The organism is Paraburkholderia sp. D1E, from assembly GCF_052682275.1.
Window position 1 is genome coordinate 5,621,125 of the sequence record NZ_JBQYMB010000001.1, and the last position, 25,516, is coordinate 5,646,640.

At 61.2% G+C, this 25,516-nt stretch carries 28 protein-coding genes; 26 read left to right on the plus strand and 2 right to left on the minus strand.

All coding sequences use genetic code 11. From position 1 onward, the window contains the following. Nucleotides 1–305: 305 nt before the first annotated feature. From ACUN0E_RS25320 to ACUN0E_RS25335, 4 genes are read left to right on the plus strand one after another with little or no spacing between them, the layout of a single operon-like run. The gene (locus ACUN0E_RS25320) at nt 306–1,340 is read left to right on the plus strand and encodes an RluA family pseudouridine synthase (RefSeq protein WP_445570515.1); all 1,035 of its coding nucleotides are present in this window, start codon (nt 306–308) and stop codon (nt 1,338–1,340) included. Continuing rightward, nucleotides 1,333–1,992: an HAD-IIIA family hydrolase gene (locus ACUN0E_RS25325; protein ID WP_408333976.1), complete on the plus strand. Its 660-nt coding sequence runs from the start codon at nt 1,333–1,335 to the stop codon at nt 1,990–1,992. Before ACUN0E_RS25320 ends, ACUN0E_RS25325 begins: the two co-directional genes overlap by 8 nt. Then, the gene (locus ACUN0E_RS25330) at nt 1,989–2,393 is read left to right on the plus strand and encodes a Rieske (2Fe-2S) protein (protein ID WP_408222230.1); all 405 of its coding nucleotides are present in this window, start codon (nt 1,989–1,991) and stop codon (nt 2,391–2,393) included. Before ACUN0E_RS25325 ends, ACUN0E_RS25330 begins: the two co-directional genes overlap by 4 nt. A gap of 33 nt (nt 2,394–2,426) precedes the next feature. After that, a complete protein-coding gene (locus tag ACUN0E_RS25335; RefSeq protein WP_408222228.1) occupies nt 2,427–3,431 on the plus strand; it encodes a S49 family peptidase in 1,005 nt (334 codons plus the stop codon). A gap of 118 nt (nt 3,432–3,549) precedes the next feature. Here the strand turns inward: ACUN0E_RS25335 and ACUN0E_RS25340 are convergent, their stop codons facing one another. Both ACUN0E_RS25340 and ACUN0E_RS25345 read right to left on the minus strand, forming a co-directional pair. Further along, a complete protein-coding gene (locus ACUN0E_RS25340; RefSeq protein ID WP_445568310.1) occupies nt 3,550–4,269 on the minus strand; it encodes an SAM-dependent methyltransferase in 720 nt (239 codons plus the stop codon). Further along, nucleotides 4,266–4,883, minus strand: coding sequence for a Maf-like protein (locus ACUN0E_RS25345; RefSeq protein WP_445568311.1), 618 nt, complete (start codon nt 4,881–4,883; stop codon nt 4,266–4,268). The genes ACUN0E_RS25340 and ACUN0E_RS25345 overlap by 4 nt, the downstream gene beginning before the upstream one ends. A gap of 211 nt (nt 4,884–5,094) precedes the next feature. Here ACUN0E_RS25345 and ACUN0E_RS25350 point away from each other — a divergent pair, with 211 nt between their 5' ends. The 22 genes from ACUN0E_RS25350 to nagZ all read left to right on the plus strand — a co-directional run bounded on the left by ACUN0E_RS25350 (nt 5,095) and on the right by nagZ (nt 25,428). Beyond that, nucleotides 5,095–5,739, plus strand: coding sequence for a DUF177 domain-containing protein (locus tag ACUN0E_RS25350; RefSeq protein WP_445568312.1), 645 nt, complete (start codon nt 5,095–5,097; stop codon nt 5,737–5,739). A gap of 101 nt (nt 5,740–5,840) precedes the next feature. Next, a complete protein-coding gene (rpmF, locus tag ACUN0E_RS25355; protein WP_006051932.1) occupies nt 5,841–6,020 on the plus strand; it encodes a 50S ribosomal protein L32 in 180 nt (59 codons plus the stop codon). Nucleotides 6,021–6,192: 172 nt separating this feature from the next. Continuing rightward, complete coding sequence (gene plsX, locus ACUN0E_RS25360; protein WP_445568313.1) at nt 6,193–7,299, plus strand: phosphate acyltransferase PlsX; 1,107 nt, start codon at nt 6,193–6,195, stop codon at nt 7,297–7,299. Beyond that, the gene (locus tag ACUN0E_RS25365; RefSeq protein WP_445568314.1) at nt 7,299–8,288 is read left to right on the plus strand and encodes a beta-ketoacyl-ACP synthase III; all 990 of its coding nucleotides are present in this window, start codon (nt 7,299–7,301) and stop codon (nt 8,286–8,288) included. Before plsX ends, ACUN0E_RS25365 begins: the two co-directional genes overlap by 1 nt. Before the next feature lie 115 nt (nt 8,289–8,403). Continuing rightward, on the plus strand, nt 8,404–9,339 hold the full coding sequence (fabD, locus tag ACUN0E_RS25370) for an ACP S-malonyltransferase (protein ID WP_408508621.1): 936 nt from the start codon (nt 8,404–8,406) through the stop codon (nt 9,337–9,339). 72 nt (nt 9,340–9,411) lie between these two features. Then, nucleotides 9,412–10,161: a 3-oxoacyl-ACP reductase FabG gene (gene fabG / locus ACUN0E_RS25375; protein ID WP_408222214.1), complete on the plus strand. Its 750-nt coding sequence runs from the start codon at nt 9,412–9,414 to the stop codon at nt 10,159–10,161. A 151-nt stretch (nt 10,162–10,312) separates the two neighbouring features. After that, complete coding sequence (gene acpP, locus ACUN0E_RS25380; protein ID WP_004197638.1) at nt 10,313–10,552, plus strand: acyl carrier protein; 240 nt, start codon at nt 10,313–10,315, stop codon at nt 10,550–10,552. A gap of 327 nt (nt 10,553–10,879) precedes the next feature. Next, on the plus strand, nt 10,880–12,118 hold the full coding sequence (gene fabF / locus ACUN0E_RS25385) for a beta-ketoacyl-ACP synthase II (RefSeq protein WP_408222212.1): 1,239 nt from the start codon (nt 10,880–10,882) through the stop codon (nt 12,116–12,118). Between the two features lie 69 nt (nt 12,119–12,187). Beyond that, nucleotides 12,188–12,619 (plus strand): protein YgfX, encoded by a 432-nt coding sequence (locus ACUN0E_RS25390; protein WP_445568315.1) that lies wholly within the window; start codon nt 12,188–12,190, stop codon nt 12,617–12,619. Between the two features lie 101 nt (nt 12,620–12,720). Next, the gene (rpoE, locus tag ACUN0E_RS25395; protein ID WP_408205998.1) at nt 12,721–13,320 is read left to right on the plus strand and encodes an RNA polymerase sigma factor RpoE; all 600 of its coding nucleotides are present in this window, start codon (nt 12,721–12,723) and stop codon (nt 13,318–13,320) included. A gap of 82 nt (nt 13,321–13,402) precedes the next feature. Further along, entirely contained in the window at nt 13,403–14,029 is a 627-nt protein-coding gene (locus ACUN0E_RS25400) for a sigma-E factor negative regulatory protein (RefSeq protein ID WP_408333988.1), read from the plus strand. Nucleotides 14,030–14,033: 4 nt separating this feature from the next. Further along, nucleotides 14,034–15,077 carry a MucB/RseB C-terminal domain-containing protein gene (locus tag ACUN0E_RS25405; RefSeq protein WP_408222206.1) on the plus strand — a complete coding sequence of 348 codons (1,044 nt, stop codon included), beginning with the start codon at nt 14,034–14,036 and terminating at the stop codon, nt 15,075–15,077. A gap of 37 nt (nt 15,078–15,114) precedes the next feature. Continuing rightward, the gene (locus ACUN0E_RS25410) at nt 15,115–16,638 is read left to right on the plus strand and encodes a DegQ family serine endoprotease (RefSeq protein ID WP_445568316.1); all 1,524 of its coding nucleotides are present in this window, start codon (nt 15,115–15,117) and stop codon (nt 16,636–16,638) included. After that, a complete protein-coding gene (locus ACUN0E_RS25415; RefSeq protein ID WP_445568317.1) occupies nt 16,635–16,925 on the plus strand; it encodes a glutaredoxin family protein in 291 nt (96 codons plus the stop codon). The genes ACUN0E_RS25410 and ACUN0E_RS25415 overlap by 4 nt, the downstream gene beginning before the upstream one ends. Nucleotides 16,926–17,117: 192 nt before the next feature. After that, nucleotides 17,118–18,911, plus strand: coding sequence for a translation elongation factor 4 (lepA, locus tag ACUN0E_RS25420; RefSeq protein WP_408222202.1), 1,794 nt, complete (start codon nt 17,118–17,120; stop codon nt 18,909–18,911). 18 nt (nt 18,912–18,929) lie between these two features. Continuing rightward, nucleotides 18,930–19,823: a signal peptidase I gene (gene lepB, locus ACUN0E_RS25425; protein ID WP_408222200.1), complete on the plus strand. Its 894-nt coding sequence runs from the start codon at nt 18,930–18,932 to the stop codon at nt 19,821–19,823. 174 nt (nt 19,824–19,997) lie between these two features. Next, the gene (gene rnc / locus ACUN0E_RS25430; RefSeq protein ID WP_445568318.1) at nt 19,998–21,248 is read left to right on the plus strand and encodes a ribonuclease III; all 1,251 of its coding nucleotides are present in this window, start codon (nt 19,998–20,000) and stop codon (nt 21,246–21,248) included. A gap of 55 nt (nt 21,249–21,303) precedes the next feature. Beyond that, nucleotides 21,304–22,203, plus strand: a complete 900-nt coding sequence (era, locus tag ACUN0E_RS25435) for a GTPase Era (RefSeq protein WP_408334003.1) — start codon at nt 21,304–21,306, stop codon at nt 22,201–22,203. Next, nucleotides 22,190–23,110 (plus strand): DNA repair protein RecO, encoded by a 921-nt coding sequence (gene recO, locus ACUN0E_RS25440; RefSeq protein ID WP_445568319.1) that lies wholly within the window; start codon nt 22,190–22,192, stop codon nt 23,108–23,110. Before era ends, recO begins: the two co-directional genes overlap by 14 nt. After that, a complete protein-coding gene (gene pdxJ / locus ACUN0E_RS25445; protein ID WP_445568320.1) occupies nt 23,107–23,871 on the plus strand; it encodes a pyridoxine 5'-phosphate synthase in 765 nt (254 codons plus the stop codon). The genes recO and pdxJ overlap by 4 nt, the downstream gene beginning before the upstream one ends. A gap of 15 nt (nt 23,872–23,886) precedes the next feature. Beyond that, nucleotides 23,887–24,330, plus strand: coding sequence for a holo-ACP synthase (gene acpS / locus ACUN0E_RS25450; protein ID WP_445568321.1), 444 nt, complete (start codon nt 23,887–23,889; stop codon nt 24,328–24,330). Between the two features lie 69 nt (nt 24,331–24,399). Further along, nucleotides 24,400–25,428 carry a beta-N-acetylhexosaminidase gene (nagZ, locus tag ACUN0E_RS25455; protein WP_408334009.1) on the plus strand — a complete coding sequence of 343 codons (1,029 nt, stop codon included), beginning with the start codon at nt 24,400–24,402 and terminating at the stop codon, nt 25,426–25,428. The last annotated feature ends 88 nt before the right edge of the window (nt 25,429–25,516 follow it).

Sequence of the window (25,516 nt, forward strand, 5' to 3'; positions counted from 1 at the left end):
TATTTTCGCAACTCGCAGCTTCGTATAGCAGGGCGTCTGGCCGCGCGATACTGAAGCTGAAAGTTAAATTCTTTTTTACCAAAATTCCGTTACCGTCGAAGCTGACCTTGACCGAACGCGCCTGTGGGCGCCGTCCCTGCCGGGCACTGACCTCGTGCGTGCAACATGTTGCATCTCATTTTCAGGGTGAGCAACCAGACCCCGGCGCAAGTAAAATAACGGTTTATCGCTTGCGCCTGCGCAATCCGCCCGAATTCCGGACACTGCGCCGGCCGCCGCAGACTGCTGGGCAAATTATATTCATAATGAAAGAGTTAGGCAAAATATCCCAGAAATCGGTCGCAAGCGACCAGGTCTCGATGATCGAGATCGACGACAGTGCGGCCGGACAGCGCATTGACAACTTCCTTTTGCGCGTCTGCAAAGGCGTGCCCAAAAGCCATATCTACCGCATTCTGCGGAGCGGGGAGGTGCGCGTAAATAAGGGCCGGATAGACGCGCAGTACCGCCTCGAACTGGGCGACCTGGTGCGTGTGCCGCCCATTCGCGTCGCTCAACCGAACGAGGCGATCGCCCAGGCGCCGGTGCCGAGCGCTGATTTCAGAATTATTTTTGAAGACGAGCACATGCTCGTGATCGACAAACCGGCCGGTGTGGCGGTCCATGGTGGCAGCGGCGTCGCGTTCGGCGTGATCGAGCAGATGCGCGAAGCGCGGCCGCAGGCGAAATTCCTCGAATTGGTGCATCGGCTGGATCGCGAGACGTCCGGCATCCTGATGCTCGCCAAGAAACGCACCGCACTGGTCAATCTGCACGAGCAGATCCGCGAGAATAAGATGGATAAGCGCTACTATGCGTGCGTCCATGGCGAATGGGCGAGCGACTGGGGCCGCCGCCGCGCGGTCAAGGAGCCGCTGCATAAGTATTTGACCGCGGACGGCGAACGGCGTGTGCGTGTGCAGGCCGACGGCCTCGCGTCGCACACGGTCTTCAATCTGATCGACCGCTGGCCGGAATACGCGCTGCTCGAGGCGGAACTGAAGACCGGTCGCACGCATCAGATTCGCGTCCATCTGCAGCATCTGGAGCTGCCGATCGTCGGCGATACCAAATACGGCGATTTTGCGCTGAACAAGGCGCTGGCCCGCGCCAAAGCGAAGCCGGGCCTGAAGCGCATGTTCCTGCACGCTTACCGTCTTAAGCTGACGCATCCGGCAACTGGAGCGCCCGTGCAGTTCGAGGCGCCGCTCCCAGCCGAATGCCGCAGTTTCGTTGCGCAGCTCAATGAATTACGTGAATCACGAAGTGGGTCAAACCCGGAGACGACACCGCATGGCTAGAGAGCAATTTGATCTGATCGTCTTCGACTGGGACGGAACGCTGATGGATTCGACCGCGCACATCACGCGCAGTATCCAGGCAGCGTGCCGCGATCTCGGTCTGCCGGTTCCCGCCGACGAGGCCGCCAGTTACGTGATCGGCCTCGGCCTGCGCGACGCGCTGCAAATCGCCGCGCCCACGCTCGATCAGGCCGACTACCCGCGTCTGGCGGAGCGCTACCGCTTCCACTATCTCGTGAAGGATCAGACCACCGAACTGTTCACCGGCGTGCGCGAGATGTTGCAGGAATTGCGCGATCAAGGGTATTTGCTGGCGGTGGCGACCGGCAAGAGCCGCGTCGGGCTGAACCGCGCGCTCGATCAATCGCGGCTGACGAGTCTGTTCGATGGCACCCGCTGTGCGGACGAAACCTTCTCAAAGCCGCATCCGGCCATGCTGCACGAGCTGACGCGTGAACTGGGGCAGGCTCCGGCGCGCACGGTGATGGTCGGCGATACGACGCACGATCTGCAAATGGCGATCAACGCGGGCGTTGCGGGCATCGGTGTCACATACGGTGCGCATCCTGCCGGCTCGTTGACGGCTTTGTCGCCGAAATTCGTTGCGTCGAGCATCAGCGACCTGTCCGGCTGGCTGCGAGAGAACGCATGAGTACGGGTACGACCGAATCGGTGGCGCAGGCCGTTCGCATTTGCGCTTCGGAAGAACTGGTCGACGGCGGTGCGGGCGTGCGACGCGCGGCTACGCTCGGCGGCGGCGACGTCGTGGTTTTTTTTGTTCGCTATGATGGCCGTGCATACGGCTATTTGAATCGCTGCGCCCACGTGCCAATGGAGCTCGACTGGGCTGAAGGGCAGTTCTTCGAATCGTCCGGTTTATACTTGATGTGCGCTACACATGGTGCGATTTACGCGCCTGATACGGGCAAATGCGTCGGCGGTCCGTGCCGCGGCGGCCGGTTGCGTCCCGTCCAGACTGACGAGCGGGATACGCCCGAAGGCCGCGCCGTGTTCTGGCTGCCCGACGGCGAACTGCGCCCGGCCACGCCCTGATTTTTCTCCTCTTCGACCTTTCCACTGCACCGCATGTCCGATAATTTGACTCCTGAACCGAAGGAACCGTCCCTGACAGGCCGCCCCCGCACGCCTGCCGATGAGCCGGGCTGGGAGCGCGCCGCGCTCGAGCGCATTGCGCTTGCGGCAATCAATGAACAGCGCGCGGCACGGCGCTGGAAGATCTTTTTCCGCTTTGTGTTCCTGATCGTCGTGCTGGTGGCGATATGGGGCGCCTTCGATTTCTCCGGCGACAAGGTGTCGACCACGGGCCGGCATACGGCAATGGTGACGCTTGACGGCGAAATCTCTGCTGATACGAATGCGAACGCCGAAGATATCAATACTGCACTGGAAAGTGCATTCGACGATGCCGGTACGGCAGGCGTGATCCTGCGTTGTAACAGCCCGGGCGGCAGCCCGGTGCAGGCGGGCATCATCTATAACGAGATTCGCCGGCTGCGCGCCAAGTATCCGTCGATCCCCTTGTATGTCGTGGTCGGCGATATGTGTGCGTCAGGTGGCTATTACGCGGCCGCAGCAGCCGACAAGATTTACGTGGACAAGGCGAGCATCGTCGGTTCGATTGGCGTGCTGATGGACAGCTTCGGCTTTACTGGCTTGATGGACAAGCTGGGGATCCAGCGCCGTTTGCACACTTCGGGTGAGAACAAGGGCTTTTTCGACCCGTTTTCGCCGGAAACGCCGAAGATGGACGAACATGCGCAGGACATGCTCGACCAGATTCACACCCAGTTCATCGACGCCGTGCGTGAGGGCCGTGGTAAGCGCCTGCACGAAACGCCAGACATGTTCTCGGGCCTCTTCTGGACGGGTCAGAAGAGTGTCGAACTGGGGCTTGCAGACGGTTTCGGCGACGCGGACTACGTTGCGCGTGACCTCTTCAAGGCACCGGATATCGTCGACTACACGGTCAAGGAGAGCATTACGGACCGCGTGGCACGCAAGTTCGGCGCGGCGGTCGGCAGCGGCGCTGTTCATGCAATGGCGCTCGGCGGGAAGATGAGTTTGCGGTGATTCAATACGAAAAAAGCCCCGTGCGATCGAATGTTGATCGCGCGGGGCTTTTTTGTTTTTTGCCGTTAGTTAAACCGCGAGCGATCGGCAGGCTGATCGGTTTGAGCCGCAGCAGCGCTCAGACGGCGAGGATCAGGAAAATTGCCGGCCGCTTGTGGAGATCGATAGCCGGTTTCTTTTTCCAGTCGGCCACAGTGCGGCTGGCGATGGTTTCCGTTTCAAGCGTCAGATCGACGGCGACGCAGACCAGCGTGGACGGCGCGCACGTTGCCAGCAACGTGTCGAGCAGCGGCTTATTCCGATACGGTGTCTCGATAAAGATCTGCGTTTGCTTGCCTTTGCGGGACTGTTGCTCCAGGTCGCGCAGGCGCTTGGCCCGTTCGGTGGCGTCGACCGGCAGGTAGCCGTGGAACGCAAAGCTCTGACCATTCAGGCCGGAAGCCATCAACGCCAGCAGAATCGAACTCGGTCCGACAAACGGCACGACCTTCACGCCGCGCTCGTGCGCACGGCGCACCAGCAAGGCGCCCGGATCGGCGACCGCCGGGCAGCCGGCTTCGGATACCAGGCCCGCATCGGTGCCGGCCAAAAGCGGCGCGAGCAGTTTGTCGATCTCGCCAGCCGGCGTATTGACATTCAATTCGCGAATCTCGATTTCCTGGATAGGCTTTTCGGTACCGACCTTCTTCAGGAAAGCGCGCGTGGTTTTCGCGTTCTCGCCAATGTAGTAGTGCAATGACGCCGCGCGAGCGCGCACCGGCGCGGGCAGGACGGCGTCGAGTGCGTCGGCGTCGCCTTCGCCGAGCGTGTTCGGGATCAGATATAAGGTGCCGCTCATTGCGCCCCCAGAAGTGGGTAACCCACTGCGAGCAGCATGCGCGACAGTGTGATTAACGGCAGGCCGACCAGCGCGGTCGGGTCGTCCGAGTGAATGGCATCAAGCAATGCGATGCCGAGACCTTCGGATTTGGCGCTGCCCGCGACGTCGTAAGGCGTTTCGGCGCGCAGATAGGCGTCCAGCGCGGCGTCCGGCAAGTCGCGGAATTGTACGCGGGTGATTACGTCGACGGCTTGCGCCGCCCCCGAACGACTGTCGAACAGGCACAGCGCACTGTGGAACAGTACTTCGCGGCCGCGCATTGCCTGCAACTGGGCGAGCGCCTTGTTGTGCGTGCCGGGCTTGCCGATCTGCAGGCCGTCGTAGGTGGCGACCTGATCCGAGCCGATTACGAGTGCGGCTTCACCGGCGCCGAGTTTGTCTGCCACCGCGCGGGCTTTCGCCTCGGCGAGGCGCAGGGCGGTCACTTCGGGCGTTTCGCCGGTGAGCGGCGTCTCGTCGATTGCCGGCACGAGGACGTCGAACGGAATGCGCAGGCGCTCGAGCAGGTCGCGACGATACGGCGAACTCGACGCCAGAATCAGGCGTGGCGGGCGATTGAGGGAATCTGGCATGGTCAACCAACAGCTAGAGAGGCGGGCGTACGAGGTTGCGCGGATTTCGCGTATGTACGGGCTTAAGTGTTTGACTCGAAAAGACAAAACGGATATGATTTCGGGCTTTTCATCGGTATGCTATTGAGCGAGCGGGCCTTTTTCTGAAGTTCGCGGACTACTTTGCAACCGATTTACCCTCGGCGAAATCCTTGCCGACGCAGGAGCGCACATGACTCAACATCCTGGCAACCCTGCTGGTCTGCCCGACCCGCATGATCTCGATCTGTTCGAATTTGCGCGGAGTGGGCGTCAGGCCGCGGGTGTCGTGCGCGTCTCGCAACTGCCGCGCATGTTAAACGAAGTCCCGGCAGAAGCGCCAGATCGCGATACCGCGTTCACCTGGCAAGCCGAAGGGGCGACGCAACCGGAATTGCAGGACAACGGCACTGAGGGTCCGCAGCCTTATCTGAGGCTCGCCATTCACGGTGCTGCATGGCTCGAATGTCAGCGGTGCATGACGCCGTATCTGCAGGCGTTCAATGTCGATGCAACTTACCGGATCGTCAGCACTGAGGCGGAAGCCGAAGAGTTTCCGCTCGACGAGGATGAAGTCGAAGTGATCGTGGGCTCGCGCCAGTTCGATCTCATCGACTTGATCGAAGAAGAGTTGCTGCTTTCCTTGCCGCTCGTGCCCAAGCACGAGGTTTGTCCCAAAGTGCACGAGAGCCTCGTCTCCGGTGTGGCTGGAACAGAGGGCGAGGGCGACGAGGCTGCGCCGGACGAGGCTGGTAAGGGCGGTGAGCCCGAGCGGCCCAATCCGTTTGCGGCGCTCGAAAGTCTCAAGCGCGGTGAGCCGGGCGACAAGAAGCACTGAACAGTTGCATGGGAGCGCGAAGCGGGCGCATTGGCCATTCGGTCGATGGCGGACACCGGGTCGGGCTGTGTTAGAATTCGGAAAATTTTTAGGAGTTAGTCATGGCAGTTCAACAAAATAAGAAGTCGCCGTCGAAGCGCGGTATGCACCGTTCGCACGATTTCCTGACGGCAGCGCCGCTGGCCGTGGAACCGAGCACGGGCGAAGTGCATCTGCGTCACCACGTTAGCCCGAACGGCTACTATCGCGGCAAGAAAGTCGTCAAGACGAAGAACGACTAATCGTTCCACTGCGTTGCGCCCCTTGGCGTTTCGCGTGGCGATCGGCTCGCTTGACATTTTCCCGGCTCGGCAAAAAGGCGGCATTCAACTGCCGCTTTTTTGTGTCGATCGCAATTGGCGCTTTGGCGCATGCTGCGGTTCCATGCAGGGCGCCTGAAATTCGTCGCACTCCATGACAGTAAAGCTCACGATAGATTGCATGGGAGGCGACCACGGCCCGTCCGTGACCGTTCCCGCTGCCGTCAACTTCGTTCGTTCGCATCCCGACGCGCAGTTGCTGCTCGTCGGCATTGAAAGTGCGATTCGTGCGCAGCTGAAGAAGTTGAAGGCTCAGGACCTGCCGGCGCTGACCGTCGTACCTGCTTCCGAGATCGTCGCCATGGACGATTCGGTCGAAGTCGCGCTGCGCAAGAAAAAAGACTCATCCATGCGCGTGGCGTTGAATCGCGTCAAGGAATGCGAGGCGCAAGCCTGCATTTCCGCCGGCAACACCGGCGCGCTGATGGCGGTCTCGCGTTATGTGCTGAAGACGCTGCCGGGCATCGAACGCCCGGCGATCGCGTCCGCGCTACCCAATCCCACTGGCTACACGATGATGCTCGACCTGGGCGCCAACGTCGATTGCGAGCCGCAGCATCTGCTGCAGTTCGCGGAGATGGGGCACGCGCTCGTGTCCGCGCTCGAAGGCCGCGAGCGGCCCACCATTGGGCTGCTCAACATCGGCGAAGAAGTCATCAAGGGTAACGACACCATCAAGCGTGCCGGCGAACTGCTGCGCGCGAGTACACTTAACTTTCACGGCAACGTTGAAGGCAACGACATCTTCAAGGGCACGGTCGACGTGATCGTCTGTGACGGTTTTGTCGGCAATGTCGCGTTGAAAACGTCGGAAGGCCTCGCGCAGATGCTCTCCAACATCATCAAGGAAGAGTTCGGTCGTTCGTGGCTTACCAAGGTGATGGCGGTGCTCGCATTGCCAGTATTGATGCGCTTCAAGAAACGCGTCGATCATCGGCAATACAATGGGGCCGCATTGCTGGGCCTGCGCGGGTTGGTGATCAAAAGCCACGGCTCGGCGGATGCCTATGGGTTTGAGTGGGCTATCAAACGCGGGTATGATGCCGTCAAAAACGGCGTGCTGGAACGCCTTGCGCGGGCAATGGAAGAGAATGCGAGTTCTCTGGAACAGGCGGCGCGCGAGGCGAGCGGTGGGGGGCAGGCAAGCCCGATCGCAGGCCAGCCGGCCGAGCCCTACGCTGCGCAATCCTCGAAGGCATAATGGCTCAATCGACAATTTATTCCCGCGTGCTGGGCACCGGCAGCTACCTGCCGCCCGGGCGCGTCACCAATCAGGATCTGGCTGAACGTCTCGCCAGGCAGGGCGTCGAGACGAGCGACGAATGGATCGTCGCCCGCACCGGCATCCATGCGCGTCACTTCGCCGAACCCGATGTCGCCACCAGCGATCTGGCGCTGGCCGCCTCGCAGCGCGCGATTGAAGCGGCCGATATCGATCCGCAATCCATCGATCTGATCATCGTTGCAACCTCCACGCCTGACTTTGTGTTCCCGAGTACCGCGTGCCTGTTGCAGAACAAGCTCGGCATCAAGAACCACGGTGCGGCATTCGACGTGCAGGCCGTCTGTTCCGGCTTTGCCTATGCGGTTGCGATGGCGGACAGTCTGATTCGCGGCGGCCAGCATCGTACGGCGCTCGTGATCGGCGCAGAAACCTTCTCGCGCATTCTCGATTTCAAGGACCGTACCACCTGCGTACTGTTCGGTGATGGCGCGGGCGCGGTGATCCTGCAGGCGTCCGAAGAACCTGGCGTGTTGGCGAGCGCTTTGCACGCAGACGGCAGTCATTCGAACATTCTCTGCACGCCTGGCAATGTGAACGGTGGTGTGATCGAGGGCAGCGCATTCCTGCATATGGACGGGCAGGCTGTGTTCAAGCTCGCGGTCAATGTGCTCGAAAAAGTCGCGGTCGAGGCGCTTGCAAAAGCGAATCTGTCGGCCGACCAGATCGACTGGCTGATTCCGCATCAGGCCAATATCCGCATCATGCAAAGCACCTGCCGCAAGCTCGGCTTGCCGCAGGAACGCATGGTCGTCACGGTGGGCGAGCACGGCAACACGTCGGCTGCGTCCATTCCGCTCGCATTCGACGTCGCAGTGCGCGACGGCCGCATCAAGCGCGGCCAGAACGTGCTGATCGAAGGCGTCGGCGGCGGCTTCACGTGGGGCGCGTCGGTTATCCGCTACTGATAGATAGCGGCGACGTTATGGCGAGCGCTCTTCGTGGCGCTCGAATCCGCTTGAGCGCGCTCGCCATCAACCGGGCGCGCCACCCACATCTGACAACATCGATTTTGGGGACGATATGAAATTTGCATTCGTTTTTCCTGGGCAAGGTTCGCAGTCGGTCGGCATGCTCAATGCATTCGCCGATCACGCAATCGTGCGTGAGACGGTTCAGGAAGCGTCCGATGCGCTCAATCAGGACCTCGGCAAGCTGATCGCCGAAGGCCCCGTCGAAGATCTGAATCTCACCACCAATACCCAGCCGGTCATGCTGACCGCCGCGTATGCGATTTATCGCGCGTGGCAGCAGGCGGGCGGCCCGAAGCCGGCCATCGTCGCCGGTCATAGCCTCGGCGAATACACCGCGCTGGTCGCGGCGGGCGCGATCGCGTTTCGCGATGCCGTGCCGCTCGTGCGATTTCGCGCGCAAGCTATGCAAACGGCCGTGCCGGTAGGCGTTGGCGGTATGGCTGCGATCCTCGGCCTCGATGACGATACGGTGCGCGCGGTTTGTGCCGAAGCGTCGATCGCGGGCGTTGTCGAAGCAGTGAATTTCAACGCGCCCGCACAAGTTGTGATCGCCGGTCACAAGGCTGCCGTCGAAAAGGCCTGCGAAGTCGCGAAGGCGAAGGGCGCAAAGCGTGCGTTACCGTTGCCGGTGTCCGCGCCGTTCCACTCGTCGCTGCTCAAGCCTGCCTCGGATCAATTGCGCGAGTATCTGGCCAGCGTCGACGTGCAGGTACCGTCGATTCCGGTGATCAACAATGTTGACGTCGCGGTGGTCAACGAGCCGGCAAAGATCAAGGACGCGCTGGTGCGTCAGGCTGCAGGTCCGGTGCGTTGGGTCGAAAGCGTACAGGCGATAGCGGCGCAAGGCGTTACGCATGTGATCGAATGCGGTCCTGGCAAGGTCCTTGCGGGTTTGACGAAGCGCATCGACGGCAATCTGGTCGGCGTTTCAGTGTTCGATCCGGCTTCGCTCGAAGAAACGCTTAAGCTCGTGACGGCGGGCTGAACGCCGCGTCATCAGCGCCACGATCGGCATCAGGAATCAATCAGCCCTCCGAAAGGGCATCCGGACTGACAGATGGAAAAGACTCTCGACAAGCAAATCGCAATCGTAACGGGCGCGTCGCGCGGCATTGGCCGTGCAATCGCGATGGAACTGGCGCGCCAGGGCGCGACGGTGATCGGCACGGCGACCAGTGAAAGCGGCGCAGCCGCGATTACCGAAGCGTTTGCTGCAGCCGGCGTGAACGGCCGCGGCGCGGTGCTCAACGTGAACGACGCCGCCGCAGCCGAAACGCTGATCGACGGCACTGTGAAGGAATTCGGCGCGCTGCACGTGCTGGTGAACAATGCCGGCATTACGCAGGACCAACTCGCGATGCGCATGAAGGACGATGACTGGGACGCGGTGATCGACACAAATCTCAAGTCGGTCTTCCGTTTGTCGCGCGCGGTACTGCGTCCGATGATGAAGGCGAAGGGCGGTCGTATCATCAACATCACGTCGGTGGTCGGCTCGGCCGGCAACCCGGGGCAGGTCAACTATGCAGCCGCGAAAGCGGGCGTAGCAGGTATGACGCGTGCACTGGCGCGCGAGATTGGCAGCCGTGGCATCACCGTCAATTGCGTCGCGCCAGGCTTCATCGACACTGATATGACCAGGACGTTGCCGGAAGAGCAGCAAACCGCGCTGAAGACGCAAATTCCGCTCGGCCGCCTCGGCAGCCCGGACGATATCGCGCACGCTGTGGCGTTCCTCGCGTCGCCCCAGGCGGGGTATATCACTGGCACGACACTGCATGTGAACGGCGGAATGTACATGTCGTAACAAAATTCGGTTACTATCCGCGCCTTGATGCGTTTGCAAAAGCGTAAGGCGCATGCCTTGACAGGAACCCGATGCGCCTCTTTTTTGCCGGGTCAAACCTGATAAAATGCGCGCACCTGTATTTTTGAACTTCTTTTCCCTTGGAGGGGTAATGGACAATATCGAACAGCGCGTCAAGAAGATCGTCGCAGAACAACTGGGCGTTGCAGAAGCTGAAATCAAGAACGAAGCTTCGTTCGTGAACGACCTCGGCGCTGACTCGCTCGACACCGTTGAACTCGTGATGGCCCTCGAAGACGAATTCGGCATGGAAATTCCGGATGAAGAAGCCGAGAAGATCACCACCGTTCAGCAAGCGATCGACTACGCTCGCGCGAACGTCAAGGCCTAAGGTCATTCGCGCCTGCGTTTCTGCGTTGGCGGCGTATGACGCCCTGCCGTGTCGGTTTCCGACGCCAGCAGGGCTGGTGCTTTTTGCCGTGCAGGAGCCAGCGATGCTGACAGCGCAAGTTTCCGCGCGATTGCCGACTTTCAAGAAAACGCCGGGCCGCCCTGCGTTTTCCGCCCCGAAGGAAGTCCCCTTGGGGGATTGTCCCCCTCGGGGGAGCCTGGTGCGAAGCGCCAGGTGTGGGGGCGGCTAACAGCCACAGGGCACACAGGGCATGTTCCTGTGGCCGCTGTGGCTTTTGCTTTTGTCATCTATGAAAAAGGGGTTACCGTGAGCCGCCGTCGTGTTGTTGTTACAGGCCTGGGGCTGATTTCGCCTGTTGGCAATAATGTTGCCGACGGCTGGGCCAATCTGGTCGCCGGCAAGTCGGGTATTGCCAATATCACGAAGTTCGATGCGTCGAACTTCTCGACTCGTTTCGCCGGCGAGGTGAAGGGCTTCAATATCGAGGACTACATCCCCGGTAAGGAAGCGCGCCACATGGATACGTTCATCCATTACGGCGTCGCAGCCGGCATCCAGGCGATGCAGGATAGCGGTCTCGAAGTTACCGACGAGAATTCGGAGCGCATCGGCGTAGTGGTCGGTTCAGGCATCGGCGGCTTGCCGATGATTGAAAACACGCAGACCGAATTGCTGAATCGCGGCCCGCGCCGTATTTCGCCGTTCTTCGTGCCTGCTTCGATCATCAACATGATCTCGGGCCACCTGTCGATCAAATTCGGCATCAAGGGTCCGAATCTGGCGATCGTGACCGCATGTACCACGGGTCTGCACTGTATCGGCGAGGCTTCGCGCCTGATCGAATACGGTGACGCCGACGTGATGATCGCTGGCGGCGCCGAATCGACTGTGTCGCCGCTCGGTGTCGGCGGCTTTGCGGCGGCGCGTGCGCTGTCGCAACGCAACGACGATCCGGCAACGGCGAGCCGTCCGTGGGACAAGGATCGCGACGGTTTCGTGCTGGGCGAGGGTGCCGGCGTGATGGTGCTCGAAGAGTACGAACACGCGAAGGCGCGCGGCGCGAAGATTTACGCCGAAGTCAGCGGTTATGGGATGAGCGGCGACGCCTATCACATGACGGCACCGCTGGAAGATGGCGACGGTGCACGCCGCTGCATGCTGGCTGCCCTGAAGAACGCGGGTATCAACACGGATCAGGTGAATTACCTGAACGCGCATGGCACGTCCACGCCGCTCGGCGACCTGGCTGAAACCACCGGCATCAAGCGCGCTTTCGGCGACCACGCCAAAGACATGGTCGTGAATTCGACCAAGTCGATGACGGGCCATCTGTTGGGCGGCGCCGGCGGTCTGGAATCCGTGTTTACGGTGCTGGCCGTGCATCATCAGGTGTCGCCGCCGACGATCAACATCTTCAATCAGGATCCGGCCTGCGATCTCGATTATTGCGCCAACACTGCGCGGGAGATGAAGATCGACGTCGCGCTGAAGAACTCGTTCGGGTTCGGCGGCACGAATGGCACGCTGGTTTTCAAGCGCACCTGATTGCCTGATCGTTTGGTGACACACCAGTCGAAAACGCCGGTTTGTCCGGTGGTTTCCCTTGAATCGGCAATGCCCGACGGAGCGTCGCAACGGATTGCGTTGCGACGCTCCGTCGCCATGCGCGCCGCTTTAGGGGTGTTCGTCCTGATTGCGACGTTGGCCGCCTATATCTGCTTCGCGTCGCATCTAGGCACATGGCAGGCCGTTCCGTTGGCGCTTTCCGTGGTAGCGCTGCTGACACTCTGTGCGGTAAAACATGAGCGTGCGCAGCCTGTTGCGCTGAAAATCGGCCCGGACGGATTGTCTGCCTGGGATCGCGCCGGCAGTTTGCTCATGCAGGGCCGCATTGCTGGCTGCTCACAATGGAGTGGCCGCTTGCTCGTTCTGGCGCTGGTGCCGGACCAGGGGCGCTCCCGCACGCTACTTCTTGCCGCTGACGCGCTTCCGGCATCTGTCTTCCGGGGTCTGGCCGTGCTGGGCCGGCATGGCGCCGGTGCCTGACTGTAACGACTGTAACCGCTGTTACCTGAGTAACGTGCCGCGATGATGGGGACGCTACAATGGTCCCCCGCCATGCGCCCTATAGTTAACGGATTTATCAGGTGAGCGAAAAAGAAATTGATCAGTTGCTGGTCGAGCGCGTCCAGAAGGGCGACAAGGCCGCGTTCGAGCTTCTGGTCTCCAAATACCACCGTAAGATTCTCCGGCTGATCTCCCGCCTCGTGCGGGACCCGGCTGAAGTAGAAGACGTCGCCCAGGACGCCTTTATCAAGGCGTACCGGGCGTTGCCGCAGTTTCGCGGGGATTCGGCCTTTTATACGTGGTTGTACCGGATTGCGGTCAACACGGCAAAGAACTACCTTGCGACCCAAGGGCGGCGCGCACCGACTTCGACCGAAGCAGATGCTGAAGAAGCTGAAACTTTCTCGGACGCCGACCAACTAAGGGATATCAACACGCCTGAGTCGATGTTGATGAGCAAGCAGATCGCTGAGACGGTCAATGCTGCGATGGCGGTTTTACCGGAAGAGTTGCGCACCGCCATTACTCTTCGTGAAATTGAAGGTTTGAGCTACGAGGAAATCGCTGAGATGATGGGTTGCCCAATTGGCACAGTCAGATCACGAATTTTTCGCGCTCGCGAAGCCATTGCGGCAAAATTGCGTCCGTTGCTTGACACACCTGAAGGCAAGCGCTGGTAAACACCAGCCCGCCGGACGGGACGCGGGTGCAATATCTGGATTAGTGGTGTCACTACGGGGTATTTGTAAGATGGGGAGCATCATGGGGTCGGTCTCGATGCAATCGCAAGCCAGCTCGCGCGGCGAGCGTCTGTCCGCTTTTGTCGACGGTGAGCTGTTCGGCGAAGAGCATCTCAACACGTTTGTTTCCGGACTGGATGGCGAAGATCGTGCCGCCTGGTCGTGCTATCACCTGATCGGCGACGCGCTGCGCTCCGACGATCTGGCGGTTAGCCCAGCGGCGAGCAATGCGTTCCTGAGCGGTTTTGCCGCACGTCTCGGCAATGAGCCGCACCTGCTCGCGCCTGCCGCAATGCCGGTCGCGCGCCGCTTGCTGGCGCTGCGTCGCCGGGTTGTGCCGGCCTTTGCTGTCGCTGCCGCCGCTGCCACATTGACGTGGATCGTCGTGCCGCAACTGCAAGGCGTGCCGGGTGGCCCGGGCGTGACGCAAGTCGCGTCCATCCAGTCGCACGGCGATTCGCTGCAACGCGTGGCCATGGCCTCGATGCCTGCCGCCGCGGTCCAGCCGGTCGCGCAAGACGCCAACATCATTCGTGACGCAAGTCTCGATCAGTATCTGGAAGCTCACCAGCAATTCGCGCAACAACCGGTCATGCCGGGCTCGATGCCGCTGATTCGCGCTGCCGCAGTTTCTACGCAAGGCCAATAGTTTGATGCAGACTCCGCGGTTGAATAAAACGACTATCTGGGGGCGGCTGCCGGCATTTCTGTTCTGCGCAGCCGTATTGTTGTCCGCTACACCGCGGGTCTTTGCACAAACCGACGATCCACTCGTCGCCCGTCGCACGGCCGCGGAGCTGCTCGATCGAATCCATCAGGCCGCCCAGCAGCAGAACTATGAGGGCGCGTTCGTCTATCAGCGCGGCAATTTCGTTCAGACGTCGCAGATCGCGCACTACGCGACCCGCACGGACGGCGAATTCGAGCAGCTCGAAAGCCTCGACGGCAAGCCGCGCAAAATGCTCCGCCATAACGAAGATCTCTACACGTTCGTACCTGAACGGCATCTGTGCGTGGTTGAGAAGCGCCAGAACAAAGATTCGTTTCCTGCTCTGCTGGCTGTAAGCGGCGAGCAGGTGCTGTCTGTGTACGAGCCGAAGCTGCTCGGCGACGATCGCGTCGCGGGTATCGACAGTCAGGTGATCGAGCTCGACCCGAAAGACGCATATCGTTTTGCTTACAAGCTGTGGGCCGACAAGAAGACTGGTCTGCTGCTGCGTGCGCAGACGCTTGACCCGAACGGCCAGGTGCTTGAGCAGTTGTCGTTTTCGCAGATTCGCATCGGCGTGCCGGTCGACAAGACCGCCATCGTCAACGGTATTCGTAATCTGGCAGGTTGGACGGTGGTGCGTCCGCCGGTCGAGCCGGTCGATATGGCTGCGCAAGGCTGGCAGATCACGCCGACGGTGCCGGGCTTCCGCAAGATTCGCGAACTGCGCCGCCCAATGGCCGCGCGTGAGGCGAGCCAGCCGACCATTCCGGTCGATCAGGCCGTATTTTCCGACGGCCTCGCGGCCATTTCGGTGTTTGTCGAGCCGGTCGAGAACAATACTCGCAAGGAAGGCGCGGGTAGCAGCGGCGCCACCCACGTGCTGGTCAAGCGGCGCGGCGACTTCTGGATTACTCTGCTTGGTGAAGTGCCCCAGACCACATTGCAGCAATTTGCGTCTGCCATAGAATATAAAGCTCCGAAGTAATCCTCCGAATCACTCGAATCCCTCGGCTTGCTACGATATGACGACTTTCTCGGTGCGCAAATTCCTCGCGGCCGCGGTGGTAGCGGCGTGTTTGCCGCTCGTGCCGCACACGGCGTCGGCGGCTTCCGCAGCCAATCTGCCCGACTTCACTGACCTCGTCGACAAGGTTGGTCCGGCAGTCGTCAACATTCGCACGACCACGCGCGTGTCGAACAGCAGTGCCCGCGGCGGACTGCCGCCAGGCATGGACGACGGCGACATGTCGGAGTTTTTCCGCCGCTTCTTCGGCATCCCGTTGCCGCAGTCGCCGCAATCACCGGGTACGCCTGGTACGCCGCGCGGCGGCGATAACGGCGGAAGCGGTAGCGGCGGCAGCCAGGACTCACCGGATAACAGCGATCCCGAGCAGAACAGCGGCGTCGGCTCAGGCTTCATCCTGTCGGCAGACGGCTACGTGATGACCAACGCGCACGTCGTGGACGACGCGGACACCATTTACGTCACCCTCACCGATAAGCGCGAGTTCAAGGCCAAACTGATCGGTGTGGACGATCGGACCGATGTTGCCGTCGTGAAGATCAGTGCTGCCAATTTGCCGACCATTACGATTGGCGACTCGAACAAGGTGCGTGTGGGCGAGTGGGTGGTCGCGATCGGTTCGCCGTTCGGTCTCGAGAACACGGTGACGGCCGGCATCGTCAGCGCCAAGGGGCGCGACACGGGCGATTATCTGCCGTTCATCCAGACCGACGTGGCCGTCAATCCGGGCAATTCAGGCGGTCCGCTGATCAACATGCAGGGCGAAGTGATCGGCATCAATTCGCAGATTTACAGCCGTACTGGCGGTTTCATGGGCATCTCGTTCGCCATTCCGATCGACGAGGCGATGCGTGTGGCCGATCAGCTGAAAACCTCGGGTAAGGTAGTGCGCGGCCGGATCGCAGTGGCGATCGGCGAAGTGACGAAGGACGTAGCCGATTCGCTCGGTTTGCCGAAGGCGCAGGGTGCGCTCGTCAGCAGCGTCGAACCGGGCGGTCCAGCGGACAAGGCGGGCGTGCAGCCCGGCGACATCATCCTGAAGTTCAATGGTCATTCGGTCGACACGGCAACAGATTTGCCGCGCATGGTCGGCGATACGAAGCCGGGCACCAAGTCGACTATTACGATCTGGCGCAAGGGCCAGACGCGCGATCTGCCGGTCACGATTGCCGAGATGCAGCCGGACAAGACCGCCAAGGCGGATCAGAAGAAGCCGCCAGTGCCGAAGCAGCGCGCCACGAACGTGCTAGGTCTCGCCGTTAGCGATATTCCTTCTGACCAGCTGAAGGCGCTGAAACTGCACAACGGTGTGCAGATCGACGCAGTAGATGGCCCGGCTGTGCGCGTTGGGCTGCAAAAGGGCGACATCGTCCTGCGTGTGGGCGATACGGATATCACGAGCGCGAAGCAGTTCGACGACCTGAGCTCGCACCTCGACCCGCAGAAGATGGTGGCGCTGTTGGTTCGTCGCGGCGAGAACACGCAGTTCGTGCCGATTCGTCCGCGCAGCGCGCAGAAATGAAGAAAGTGGCGCCGCTCACGCTCTACGGGCGCGTGTGGTGCCACTTATGCGACGACATGCGTGCCGCGCTCGAGCCTTTGCTGGCCGAATTCGGCGCGCAAGTCGTCGTGATGGACATTGACACCGATCCATTGCTGGAAGCCCGTTACAACGAGCTAGTGCCGGTTCTGCTCTGCGACGGTGTCGAACTGTGTCACTATCACCTTGACGCGGCGCGGGTTCGCGCCGCGCTCGCCGCACGCTTTGTGGCGGCGCATTCGGGATCCACACATTCGGGATCCAATTAAGGGCCCAACCAGACGCAAACGTGCGTCGTTGACCCCCGGTTTCACGTCTCTCCTGAGCCGTCTTTTCCGCCCGAGCCTCGCAAGATGCGCCGGGCGATAGCCTTTTCGGCTAAAATAGATAGGTTTTTCACCTACTTACAAGGCGTGCTCCGCTATTGTCCGGGCGCGCCTTTTTCGCTTGATCGGTACTGAATGGATCATATTCGTAACTTTTCGATCATTGCGCACATCGACCATGGCAAGTCGACGCTCGCCGATCGCATCATCCAGATCTGCGGTGGCTTGTCCGACCGCGAGATGGAATCTCAAGTGCTCGACTCGATGGATCTCGAGCGCGAGCGGGGCATCACCATCAAGGCACAAACCGCCGCACTGACCTATAAGGCCCGTGATGGGCAGATCTACAACCTGAACATGATCGACACGCCGGGCCACGTCGACTTCTCGTACGAAGTCAGCCGCTCGCTGTCCGCGTGTGAAGGCGCGTTGCTGGTCGTCGACGCAAGCCAGGGCGTGGAAGCGCAAACCGTCGCCAACTGCTATACGGCGATTGAGCTTGGCGTCGACGTGATTCCGGTGCTCAACAAGATCGATTTGCCGGCCGCGAACCCCGAGAGCGCAATCGAAGAAATCGAAGACGTGATCGGTATCGACGCAACCGACGCTACGCGTTGCAGCGCGAAGACCGGCCTTGGCGTGGAGGACGTGATCGAAGCACTGATCGCCAAAGTGCCGCCGCCCAAGGGCGATCCGGAAGCACCGTTGCAGGCGCTGATCATCGACTCGTGGTTCGACAATTACGTCGGCGTCGTGATGCTGGTGCGTCTGATGAACGGCACGCTTCGTCCGAAAGACAAGATCCGCATGATGGCGACCGGCGCGCAGTACCCAGTTGAGCACATCGGCGTGTTTACGCCGAAGTCGAAGAATCTCGAATCGTTGTCGGCCGGGCAGGTGGGTTTCATCATCGCCGGCATCAAGGAATTGGCCGCAGCGAAGGTGGGCGACACCGTCACGCTGGTGAACCGTCCGGCTGCCGAGCCGCTGCCGGGCTTCAAGGAAGTGAAGCCGCAGGTGTTCGCCGGCCTCTATCCGGTTGAAGCCAACCAGTACGACGCGCTGCGTGATTCGCTGGAAAAGCTGAAGCTCAACGACGCCTCGCTGCAGTACGAGCCGGAAGTGTCGCAGGCGCTTGGCTTCGGTTTCCGTTGCGGCTTCCTCGGTCTGTTGCACATGGAGATCGTGCAGGAGCGTCTCGAGCGTGAGTTCGACATGGACCTGATCACCACGGCGCCGACCGTGGTGTACGAAGTCCTGCAGCGCGACGGCACGCTCCTCATGGTCGAAAATCCGGCCAAGATGCCGGAGCCGTCGAAGATTGAGGAAGTACGTGAGCCGATCGTCACGGTGAACCTGTACATGCCGCAAGAGTACGTCGGCGCGGTAATCACGCTGTGTACGAACAAGCGCGGCAACCAGATCAACATGCAGTATCGCGGCCGTCAGGTGCAGTTGACCTACGAAATCCCGATGGGCGAAGTCGTGCTCGATTTCTTCGACCGTCTGAAGTCGATCTCGCGCGGCTACGCGTCGATGGATTACGAATTCAAGGAATACCGCGCGGCAGACGTCGTGAAGGTCGACATGCTGATCAACGGCGACAAGGTGGATGCGTTGTCGGTGATCGTGCACCGTTCGCAAAGCCAGTATCGCGGCCGCGAAGTGGCGGCGAAGATGCGCGAACTGATTCCGCGCCAGATGTACGACGTCGCGATTCAGGCCACCATCGGCGCGAACATCATTGCGCGCGAAAACATTAAAGCGTTGCGTAAGAACGTGCTGGCAAAATGCTACGGCGGCGATATTTCCCGTAAGAAGAAACTGCTCGAGAAACAAAAGGCAGGCAAGAAGCGAATGAAGCAGGTGGGGTCGGTCGAGATTCCGCAAGAGGCTTTCCTCGCGATCCTGCGTGTCGAAGACAAATAAGACGAACAACGGAACTCTATGAATTTTGCGCTGATTCTTTTTGTGCTCGTCATTTTGACGGGCGTCGCATGGGTCGCAGACAAACTGATTTTCGTGCCGCAGCGGCGGCGCGCGGCGGATGCGGTGGTCGCCGAGTTCGACCGCCAGCAGGCACGCGTCGGCGAGCGTTTCGCCGACGAAAACGCGGCGCAAACACGTGCCCGTCTGCGTGACGACAAGCTGCGCCAACCGTGGTGGCTCGAGTACTCGGCGAGCTTCTTCCCGGTGATTCTGGTGGTGTTTGTGGTGCGCTCGTTTGTGGTCGAGCCGTTCAAGATTCCTTCGGGCTCGATGGTGCCGACGCTGCTGGTAGGCGACTTCATCCTCGTCAATAAATTCGACTACGGCATCCGTCTGCCGATCATCAACACGAAGCTCACTGAAGGCCGTCCGCTCGAGCGGGGCGACGTTGTGGTGTTCCGCTACCCGAAAGACGAATCCGTCGACTACATCAAGCGCGTGATTGGCCTGCCGGGCGACACCATTGCTTATCAGGACAAGCAACTGACGATCAACGGCAAGCCGGTACCGGAAACGGCGCTGCCTGACTACCTCGACGAAGAGCGCCTCGGCTACGCGAAGCAATTCGAAGAAGATCTTGATGGCCGCAAGAACGCGATTCTGAACAACCCGGCCGTGCCGCCGTTCATCGTTGGCGCGGAAGATTATCCGTATCGCGATAACTGCACGTACAACGCACGCGGCGTGATCTGCAAAGTGCCGCCGGGCAATTACTTCATGATGGGTGACAACCGCGATAACAGCGCTGATAGCCGCTATTGGGGTTTTGCGCCGGACAAGAATATCGTCGGTCGCGCGTTTTTCATCTGGATGAACTTCAGCAATCTGAAACGCATCGGCCCATTCCACTGAGCGCGCATGCATTGATTGCACGACACGCCGCGGCGATGGCCCCATCTGGGTCATTTCCGTCGCGGCGTGTTATCACGCTACTTTAAGAATCCGCGGTAACGTCGCTTCACTACGCTTTTTCCGCTGGCCGTCCCGCGTTTTCGCCGGGGCAGGCGCCCGCGTTATACTCTGCCCATGCCCCTATCTCCGTTGGAAAGCCGTCTGCGCTACGAATTTCGCAATGCGGAATTGTTGCGCCAGGCTTTAACGCACCGCAGCCATAGCTCCACGCATAACGAACGGCTCGAGTTCCTCGGCGACTCCGTTCTAAATTGCGCGGTGGCTGCGCTTTTGTTCCAACGTTTCGGCAAACTGGATGAAGGCGACCTGTCGCGCGTCCGCGCCAATCTGGTTAAACAGCAATCACTTTACGAAATCGCTCAGGCCCTGAATATTTCCGAAGGGCTGCGTCTCGGTGAGGGCGAACTGCGCAGCGGTGGCTTCCGCCGTCCGTCGATCCTGGCTGACACGCTCGAAGCCGTGCTGGGCGCGGTGTTCCTCGACGGTGGCTTCGATGCCGCCCAAACGGTGATCAAGCGCCTTTACGTGCCGATTCTCGATCACATCGACCCGCGCACGCTCGGCAAAGACGCCAAGACGCTGCTGCAGGAATATCTGCAGGGTCACAAAATCGCGTTGCCCACGTACACGGTCGTCGCAACTCATGGTGCGGCGCACAATCAGCAGTTTGAAGTCGAATGCACGGTGCCGAAGCTGGACGTCAAAGTGTCCGGTTCCGGCGCGAGCCGTCGGGCGGCCGAACAGGCCGCGGCCAAGAAGGCGCTCGACGAAGTGGTGGCCGCCGCGCCCGCGGTGGTCGCCAAGCCCAAGCGTTCTAAAGGTGCCCGCGCGGCGAAGAATGTCGAGCAGGAGATCGTGCCGGGTGTGACCGGCGTACAGGCTGCCCTTGATTTGCGCAGCCCGGATCGCAAAAGCGAGCGCGGAGCCCGCACCCCGCCGGTGGCGGAGCCCGCAGCCGAACGGCCGACCCTGACTGCGACGTCCGCGCCGCTGGCTGTGATTCGCGCCGCGCATGTGGAATACAGCGGACAGGACAAGTCAGAGCGCGCAGATAGGGCGGAAAGAGCCGACAAGGCAGCCTCCCACGCGAGCGACAAGTCTGCCGACAAAGCCGCGACAGACAAGCCGGCCGAAAAGTTGGACGCCAAATCCGCCGAAATCCGATCCGAAGGCGCCAGGCCTACGGACGTCATGGCCTCTGAAGCCAAGCCTGATGCCGCCGCTGTACGTGGCGCCGACAAACACCGCAGCCGTGAAGCCGTTCCCGGCGCCGCTGTGCCCACGCCTGGCGTGCCGGCACCTATCGAAGACGAACCCGGCGTAGTCGACGCGGTGCAAACCCGCGTCGCCGATGCGGGCCATTGATTGCCATCGGCGCGCCATTCCCCGCGCGTCGATCTGAACTTGCCGTAGCCCGAATATGAACGCTCCCACTCCCACTGGTTTTCGCTGCGGCATGGTCGCGATCGTCGGCCGCCCTAACGTCGGTAAGTCCACGCTGATGAACGCGCTGGTCGGCCAGAAAGTCAGTATCACGTCGCGCAAGGCGCAGACCACGCGCCACCGCATCACCGGCATCCATACGCTTGAAGACGCGCAGTACATCTTCGTCGACACGCCGGGTTTCCAGACCAAGCACAGCGGCGCGCTGAACCGTTCGCTCAACCGCGCGGTCACGTCCACGCTGAGTTCGGTCGACGCGATCCTGTTCGTGATCGAAGCCGGCCGCTTCGGCCCGGACGACCAGAAGGTGCTCGATCTGATCCCGCCGTCGGTGCCCACGCTGCTGATCGCGAACAAGCTCGATCGCGTGTCGGATAAGGATTCGCTGTTCCCGTTCATGCAGCAGGTGGCCGCGTTGCGCCAGTTCAACGAGATCGTGCCGCTGTCGGCGAAGAATCCGGACGACATCAAGCGTCTGATGGCGACGATCAAGCCGTTCCTGCCGGAAGGCACGCCGATCTACGGCGAAGACGACCTGACCGATCGTAGCGAGCGTTTTCTTGCCGCCGAAATCCTGCGCGAAAAAGTGTTCCGCTGGACGGGCGATGAACTGCCGTACACGAGCACCGTTCTGATCGACAAGTTCGAGACAGAAGGGCGTCTGCGCCGCATTTTTGCGACCATCCTGGTGGAACGCGATACGCAAAAGGCGATGATCATCGGCCAGAAGGGTGCCAAGCTGAAGCAGATCAGCACTGAAGCCCGCCTCGATATGGAAAAACTGTTCGACGGCCCGGTGTATCTGGAAACCTTCATCAAGGTGAAGAGCGGCTGGGCTGATAACGAGGCTGGACTCCGCGCGTATGGGTACGAATGACGCGTGGATGACGCTGAATTCCGACGCTGACCCGGACAACTCGGAGCCGGCAGCGCCGGCACGCGAGCCATCCAAACCCGCTCGCAGTACCAAAAAATCCTCATCGGGTGCCAAAAGCGCTCAGGCTGTTCAGGGCGCCGAAGGCGAGCCGCGCAAAGCGCCGGTACGCCGCGCGCCGCGTACCTCCGCTTCCGATTACCGGATCGCGGAGCAACCAGCTTTCGTCCTGCACAGCTATCCCTACCGTGAAACCAGTCTGATCATCGACGTGCTGTCGCGCGATCATGGCCGTCTCGCGCTCGTCGCGAAGGGCGCGAAGCGTCCGCATTCCGCTTTGCGCGGCGTGTTGCAGACCTTCCAACCGCTTGCGTTGTCATGGACCGGCAAATCCGAAGTGCGCACGCTGACCGGCGCCGAATGGGTCGGCGGCATGTTGCCTTTAGCTGGTGGCGCGCTGCTTTGCGGTTTCTATGTCAACGAATTGATGGTCAAATTCTGCGCGCGCGAAGATCCGCATCCGCAACTGTTCCATCACTACGTCGTTACGATGACGCGCCTCGCGCATGACGAACCGCCCGTGCAGGTGCTACGTTCGTTCGAGCGCGTGCTGCTGCGCGAAACCGGTTATGCGATGGCGCTCGATCGCACCGTTGCGCGCAAAGCGGTGCAGGCCGAAGGCCGCTACGTGTTCGATCCGGAGCGGGGCGTGCGCGAAGCCTCCGACGATCTGCCAGCGCTTTGGCCGGTAATCGCCGGACAGACCTTGCTCGATATGGAAAAGGACGATTACCATCGAGCGCAGACAGTGGCGCAAAGCAAAACGCTGATGCGCTTTCTGCTCAACACTTACCTTGGCGGCACGCCGCTCGCGACGCGCCAGATACTGATCGACTTGCAGAACTTATGAGCTTCTTTCTTACGTCGCCGAATGTGATTGACCTGGGCGTGAACATCGATCACGTCGCCACGCTGCGCAACGCGCGCGGCACCTCTTATCCCGATCCGATCCGCGCCGCGTTGATGGCCGAAGAGGCCGGCGCCGATGTGATCACGTTGCATCTGCGTGAAGACCGCCGCCATATCGTCGATGCCGACGTGCGCAAGCTGCGGCCGCTGTTGAAAACGCGCATGAATCTGGAATGCGCGGTCACGCAGGAGATGCTCGACATTGCGTGTGAAGTGCAGCCGCACGACGTTTGCCTCGTGCCGGAAAAGCGTCAGGAGCTGACGACCGAAGGCGGCCTCGACGTTGCCGGCCAGTTCGAAGCGGTGCGTGCCGCATGCAGGCAACTCGCCGCAGTGAACTCGCGCGTGTCGCTCTTCATCGATCCGGACGAAACGCAAATCCGAGCCGCGCACGAAGCGGGCGCACCGGTGATCGAACTGCACACCGGCCGCTATGCGGAAGCACACGATCCCGTCGAGCAGCAGCGCGAATATGAGCGCGTGGTGCGTGCCGTCGAGTTCGGCGCAACGCTTGGCATCAAGGTCAATGCGGGCCACGGCCTGCACTACACCAACGTTCAGCAGATCGCCGCGATCGAAGGTATCGTCGAACTGAATATCGGCCACGCGATCGTCGCGCATGCGATCTTCGCCGGCTGGGACAACGCGGTGCGCGAGATGAAGGCGATCATGGTCGCCGCCCGTCTCGGCGCAAGCGCTTAAGGCCGCGGCGGCGCCATGACGATCTACGGCATTGGCACGGATATCGTTCAGGTCAGCCGCGTGGCCGCGGTGATGACACGCACCAACGGCCGCTTCGCCGAGAAGGTGCTCGGCCCGGACGAGCTGCGCGTTTATCACGCGCGCCACGCGCGTTCGGCGGCGCGTGGACTCGCCTTTCTCGCCACACGGTTCTCGGCCAAAGAAGCATTCTCGAAAGCGATCGGCCTCGGCATGCGCTGGCCGATGACCTGGCGCGCGTTGCAAACGCTCAACAAACCAAGCGGCGAGCCGATGGTGGTTGCGTCGGGTGAACTGGCCGAATGGCTCGACGCGCGCGGCATCACGGCACGTGTGACGATCAGCGACGAACGCGATTATGCCGTGTCGTTCGTGATCGCCGAAACTGGGGATGGCTTGCGAGGATCGGACTCTCCCCACGCGCCGGCCAGCGACGAATAAAAATATCTTGAACGCGGCGCACGTCGGCCGAGTCTCTCTTTGCTCCAGGCTTTTTTCTAGCGGAATTCGATGAAAACCACTCCCGGACCGGTCATGCTCGACGTGGTCGGCACAACGCTGAACCACGACGACAAACGCCGCCTTGCCCATCCGATGACCGGCGGCGTGATTCTGTTCGCGCGCCATTACGAGAGCCGCGCGCAATTGATCGCGCTGACCGATTCGATCCGCGCGATTCGCGACGATCTGCTGATTGCCGTCGACCACGAAGGCGGCCGCGTGCAGCGTTTTCGCACTGACGGCTTCACGGTGCTGCCGGCGATGGGCAAGCTCGGCGCGCTGTGGGATAGCGACGTGCTGCACGCCACGAAGGTGACGACCGCGGTCGGCTATATCCTCGCGGCCGAATTGCGCGCGTGCGGTATCGATATGAGTTTTACGCCGGTGCTCGATCTGAATTACGGTCAGTCGCAGGTGATCGGCGATCGCTCGTTCCATCGCGATCCGCGCGTCGTGACCTTGCTGGCGAAGAGTCTCAACCACGGCCTCGCATTGGCCGGCATGAGCAATTGCGGCAAGCATTTCCCAGGGCACGGTTTCGCGCAGGCGGACTCCCACGTTGCGGTCCCGGTCGACGACCGCGCGCTCGACGAGATCCTGCGCGAGGACGTGGCGCCGTACGATTGGCTTGGCGTGTCGCTCGGGGCCGTGCTGCCCGCACATGTGGTTTATCCTCAGGTCGACTCGAAGCCGGCGGGTTTCTCGCGTGTCTGGCTGCAGGACATCCTGCGCAAAAAATTGCGTTTCGAAGGCGCTGTCTTCAGCGACGATCTCTCGATGGAAGCCGCGCGCCAGGGTGGCACGCTGACGGAAGGCGCGAGCGCCGCGCTGCAGGCCGGTTGCGACATGGTGCTGATCTGCAATCAGCCGGACGAAGCGGAGAAAGTGTTGGACGCACTGCGTTTCACGCCGTCCAAAGAATCGCAGCAGCGGCTTAAGCGCATGCGGCCGCGCGGCAAGGCGCTGAAGTGGAGCAAGCTCGTAGCCGAGCCGCAGTATCTGCAAGCGCAGGCCTTGTTGCGCAGCGCGTTTGCATGAGCGACCGGTAGGCAACTGGTCAGTAGCCAAAGCGTTTGCATCGAGCAAAAAAACGGCGCCTTTTTCAGGCGCCGTTTTCTATTCAAGC

Coding starts and splice junctions, on each gene's coding strand:
- ACUN0E_RS25340 (WP_445568310.1), bottom strand. CDS start 4,269: ATGAGCGGCACCTTATATCTGATCCCGAACACGCTCGGCGAAGGCGAC.
- ACUN0E_RS25335 (WP_408222228.1), top strand. CDS start 2,427: ATGTCCGATAATTTGACTCCTGAACCGAAGGAACCGTCCCTGACAGGC.
- ACUN0E_RS25325 (WP_408333976.1), top strand. CDS start 1,333: ATGGCTAGAGAGCAATTTGATCTGATCGTCTTCGACTGGGACGGAACG.
- ACUN0E_RS25405 (WP_408222206.1), top strand. CDS start 14,034: ATGCAGACTCCGCGGTTGAATAAAACGACTATCTGGGGGCGGCTGCCG.
- ACUN0E_RS25330 (WP_408222230.1), top strand. CDS start 1,989: ATGAGTACGGGTACGACCGAATCGGTGGCGCAGGCCGTTCGCATTTGC.
- ACUN0E_RS25410 (WP_445568316.1), top strand. CDS start 15,115: ATGACGACTTTCTCGGTGCGCAAATTCCTCGCGGCCGCGGTGGTAGCG.
- acpP (WP_004197638.1), top strand. CDS start 10,313: ATGGACAATATCGAACAGCGCGTCAAGAAGATCGTCGCAGAACAACTG.
- fabD (WP_408508621.1), top strand. CDS start 8,404: ATGAAATTTGCATTCGTTTTTCCTGGGCAAGGTTCGCAGTCGGTCGGC.
- nagZ (WP_408334009.1), top strand. CDS start 24,400: ATGAAAACCACTCCCGGACCGGTCATGCTCGACGTGGTCGGCACAACG.
- era (WP_408334003.1), top strand. CDS start 21,304: ATGAACGCTCCCACTCCCACTGGTTTTCGCTGCGGCATGGTCGCGATC.
- ACUN0E_RS25390 (WP_445568315.1), top strand. CDS start 12,188: ATGCCCGACGGAGCGTCGCAACGGATTGCGTTGCGACGCTCCGTCGCC.
- pdxJ (WP_445568320.1), top strand. CDS start 23,107: ATGAGCTTCTTTCTTACGTCGCCGAATGTGATTGACCTGGGCGTGAAC.
- ACUN0E_RS25365 (WP_445568314.1), top strand. CDS start 7,299: ATGGCTCAATCGACAATTTATTCCCGCGTGCTGGGCACCGGCAGCTAC.
- rpmF (WP_006051932.1), top strand. CDS start 5,841: ATGGCAGTTCAACAAAATAAGAAGTCGCCGTCGAAGCGCGGTATGCAC.
- recO (WP_445568319.1), top strand. CDS start 22,190: ATGGGTACGAATGACGCGTGGATGACGCTGAATTCCGACGCTGACCCG.
- ACUN0E_RS25400 (WP_408333988.1), top strand. CDS start 13,403: ATGGGGTCGGTCTCGATGCAATCGCAAGCCAGCTCGCGCGGCGAGCGT.
- fabG (WP_408222214.1), top strand. CDS start 9,412: ATGGAAAAGACTCTCGACAAGCAAATCGCAATCGTAACGGGCGCGTCG.
- lepB (WP_408222200.1), top strand. CDS start 18,930: ATGAATTTTGCGCTGATTCTTTTTGTGCTCGTCATTTTGACGGGCGTC.
- rnc (WP_445568318.1), top strand. CDS start 19,998: ATGCCCCTATCTCCGTTGGAAAGCCGTCTGCGCTACGAATTTCGCAAT.
- ACUN0E_RS25320 (WP_445570515.1), top strand. CDS start 306: ATGAAAGAGTTAGGCAAAATATCCCAGAAATCGGTCGCAAGCGACCAG.
- plsX (WP_445568313.1), top strand. CDS start 6,193: ATGACAGTAAAGCTCACGATAGATTGCATGGGAGGCGACCACGGCCCG.
- ACUN0E_RS25350 (WP_445568312.1), top strand. CDS start 5,095: ATGACTCAACATCCTGGCAACCCTGCTGGTCTGCCCGACCCGCATGAT.
- ACUN0E_RS25345 (WP_445568311.1), bottom strand. CDS start 4,883: ATGCCAGATTCCCTCAATCGCCCGCCACGCCTGATTCTGGCGTCGAGT.
- acpS (WP_445568321.1), top strand. CDS start 23,887: ATGACGATCTACGGCATTGGCACGGATATCGTTCAGGTCAGCCGCGTG.
- ACUN0E_RS25415 (WP_445568317.1), top strand. CDS start 16,635: ATGAAGAAAGTGGCGCCGCTCACGCTCTACGGGCGCGTGTGGTGCCAC.
- lepA (WP_408222202.1), top strand. CDS start 17,118: ATGGATCATATTCGTAACTTTTCGATCATTGCGCACATCGACCATGGC.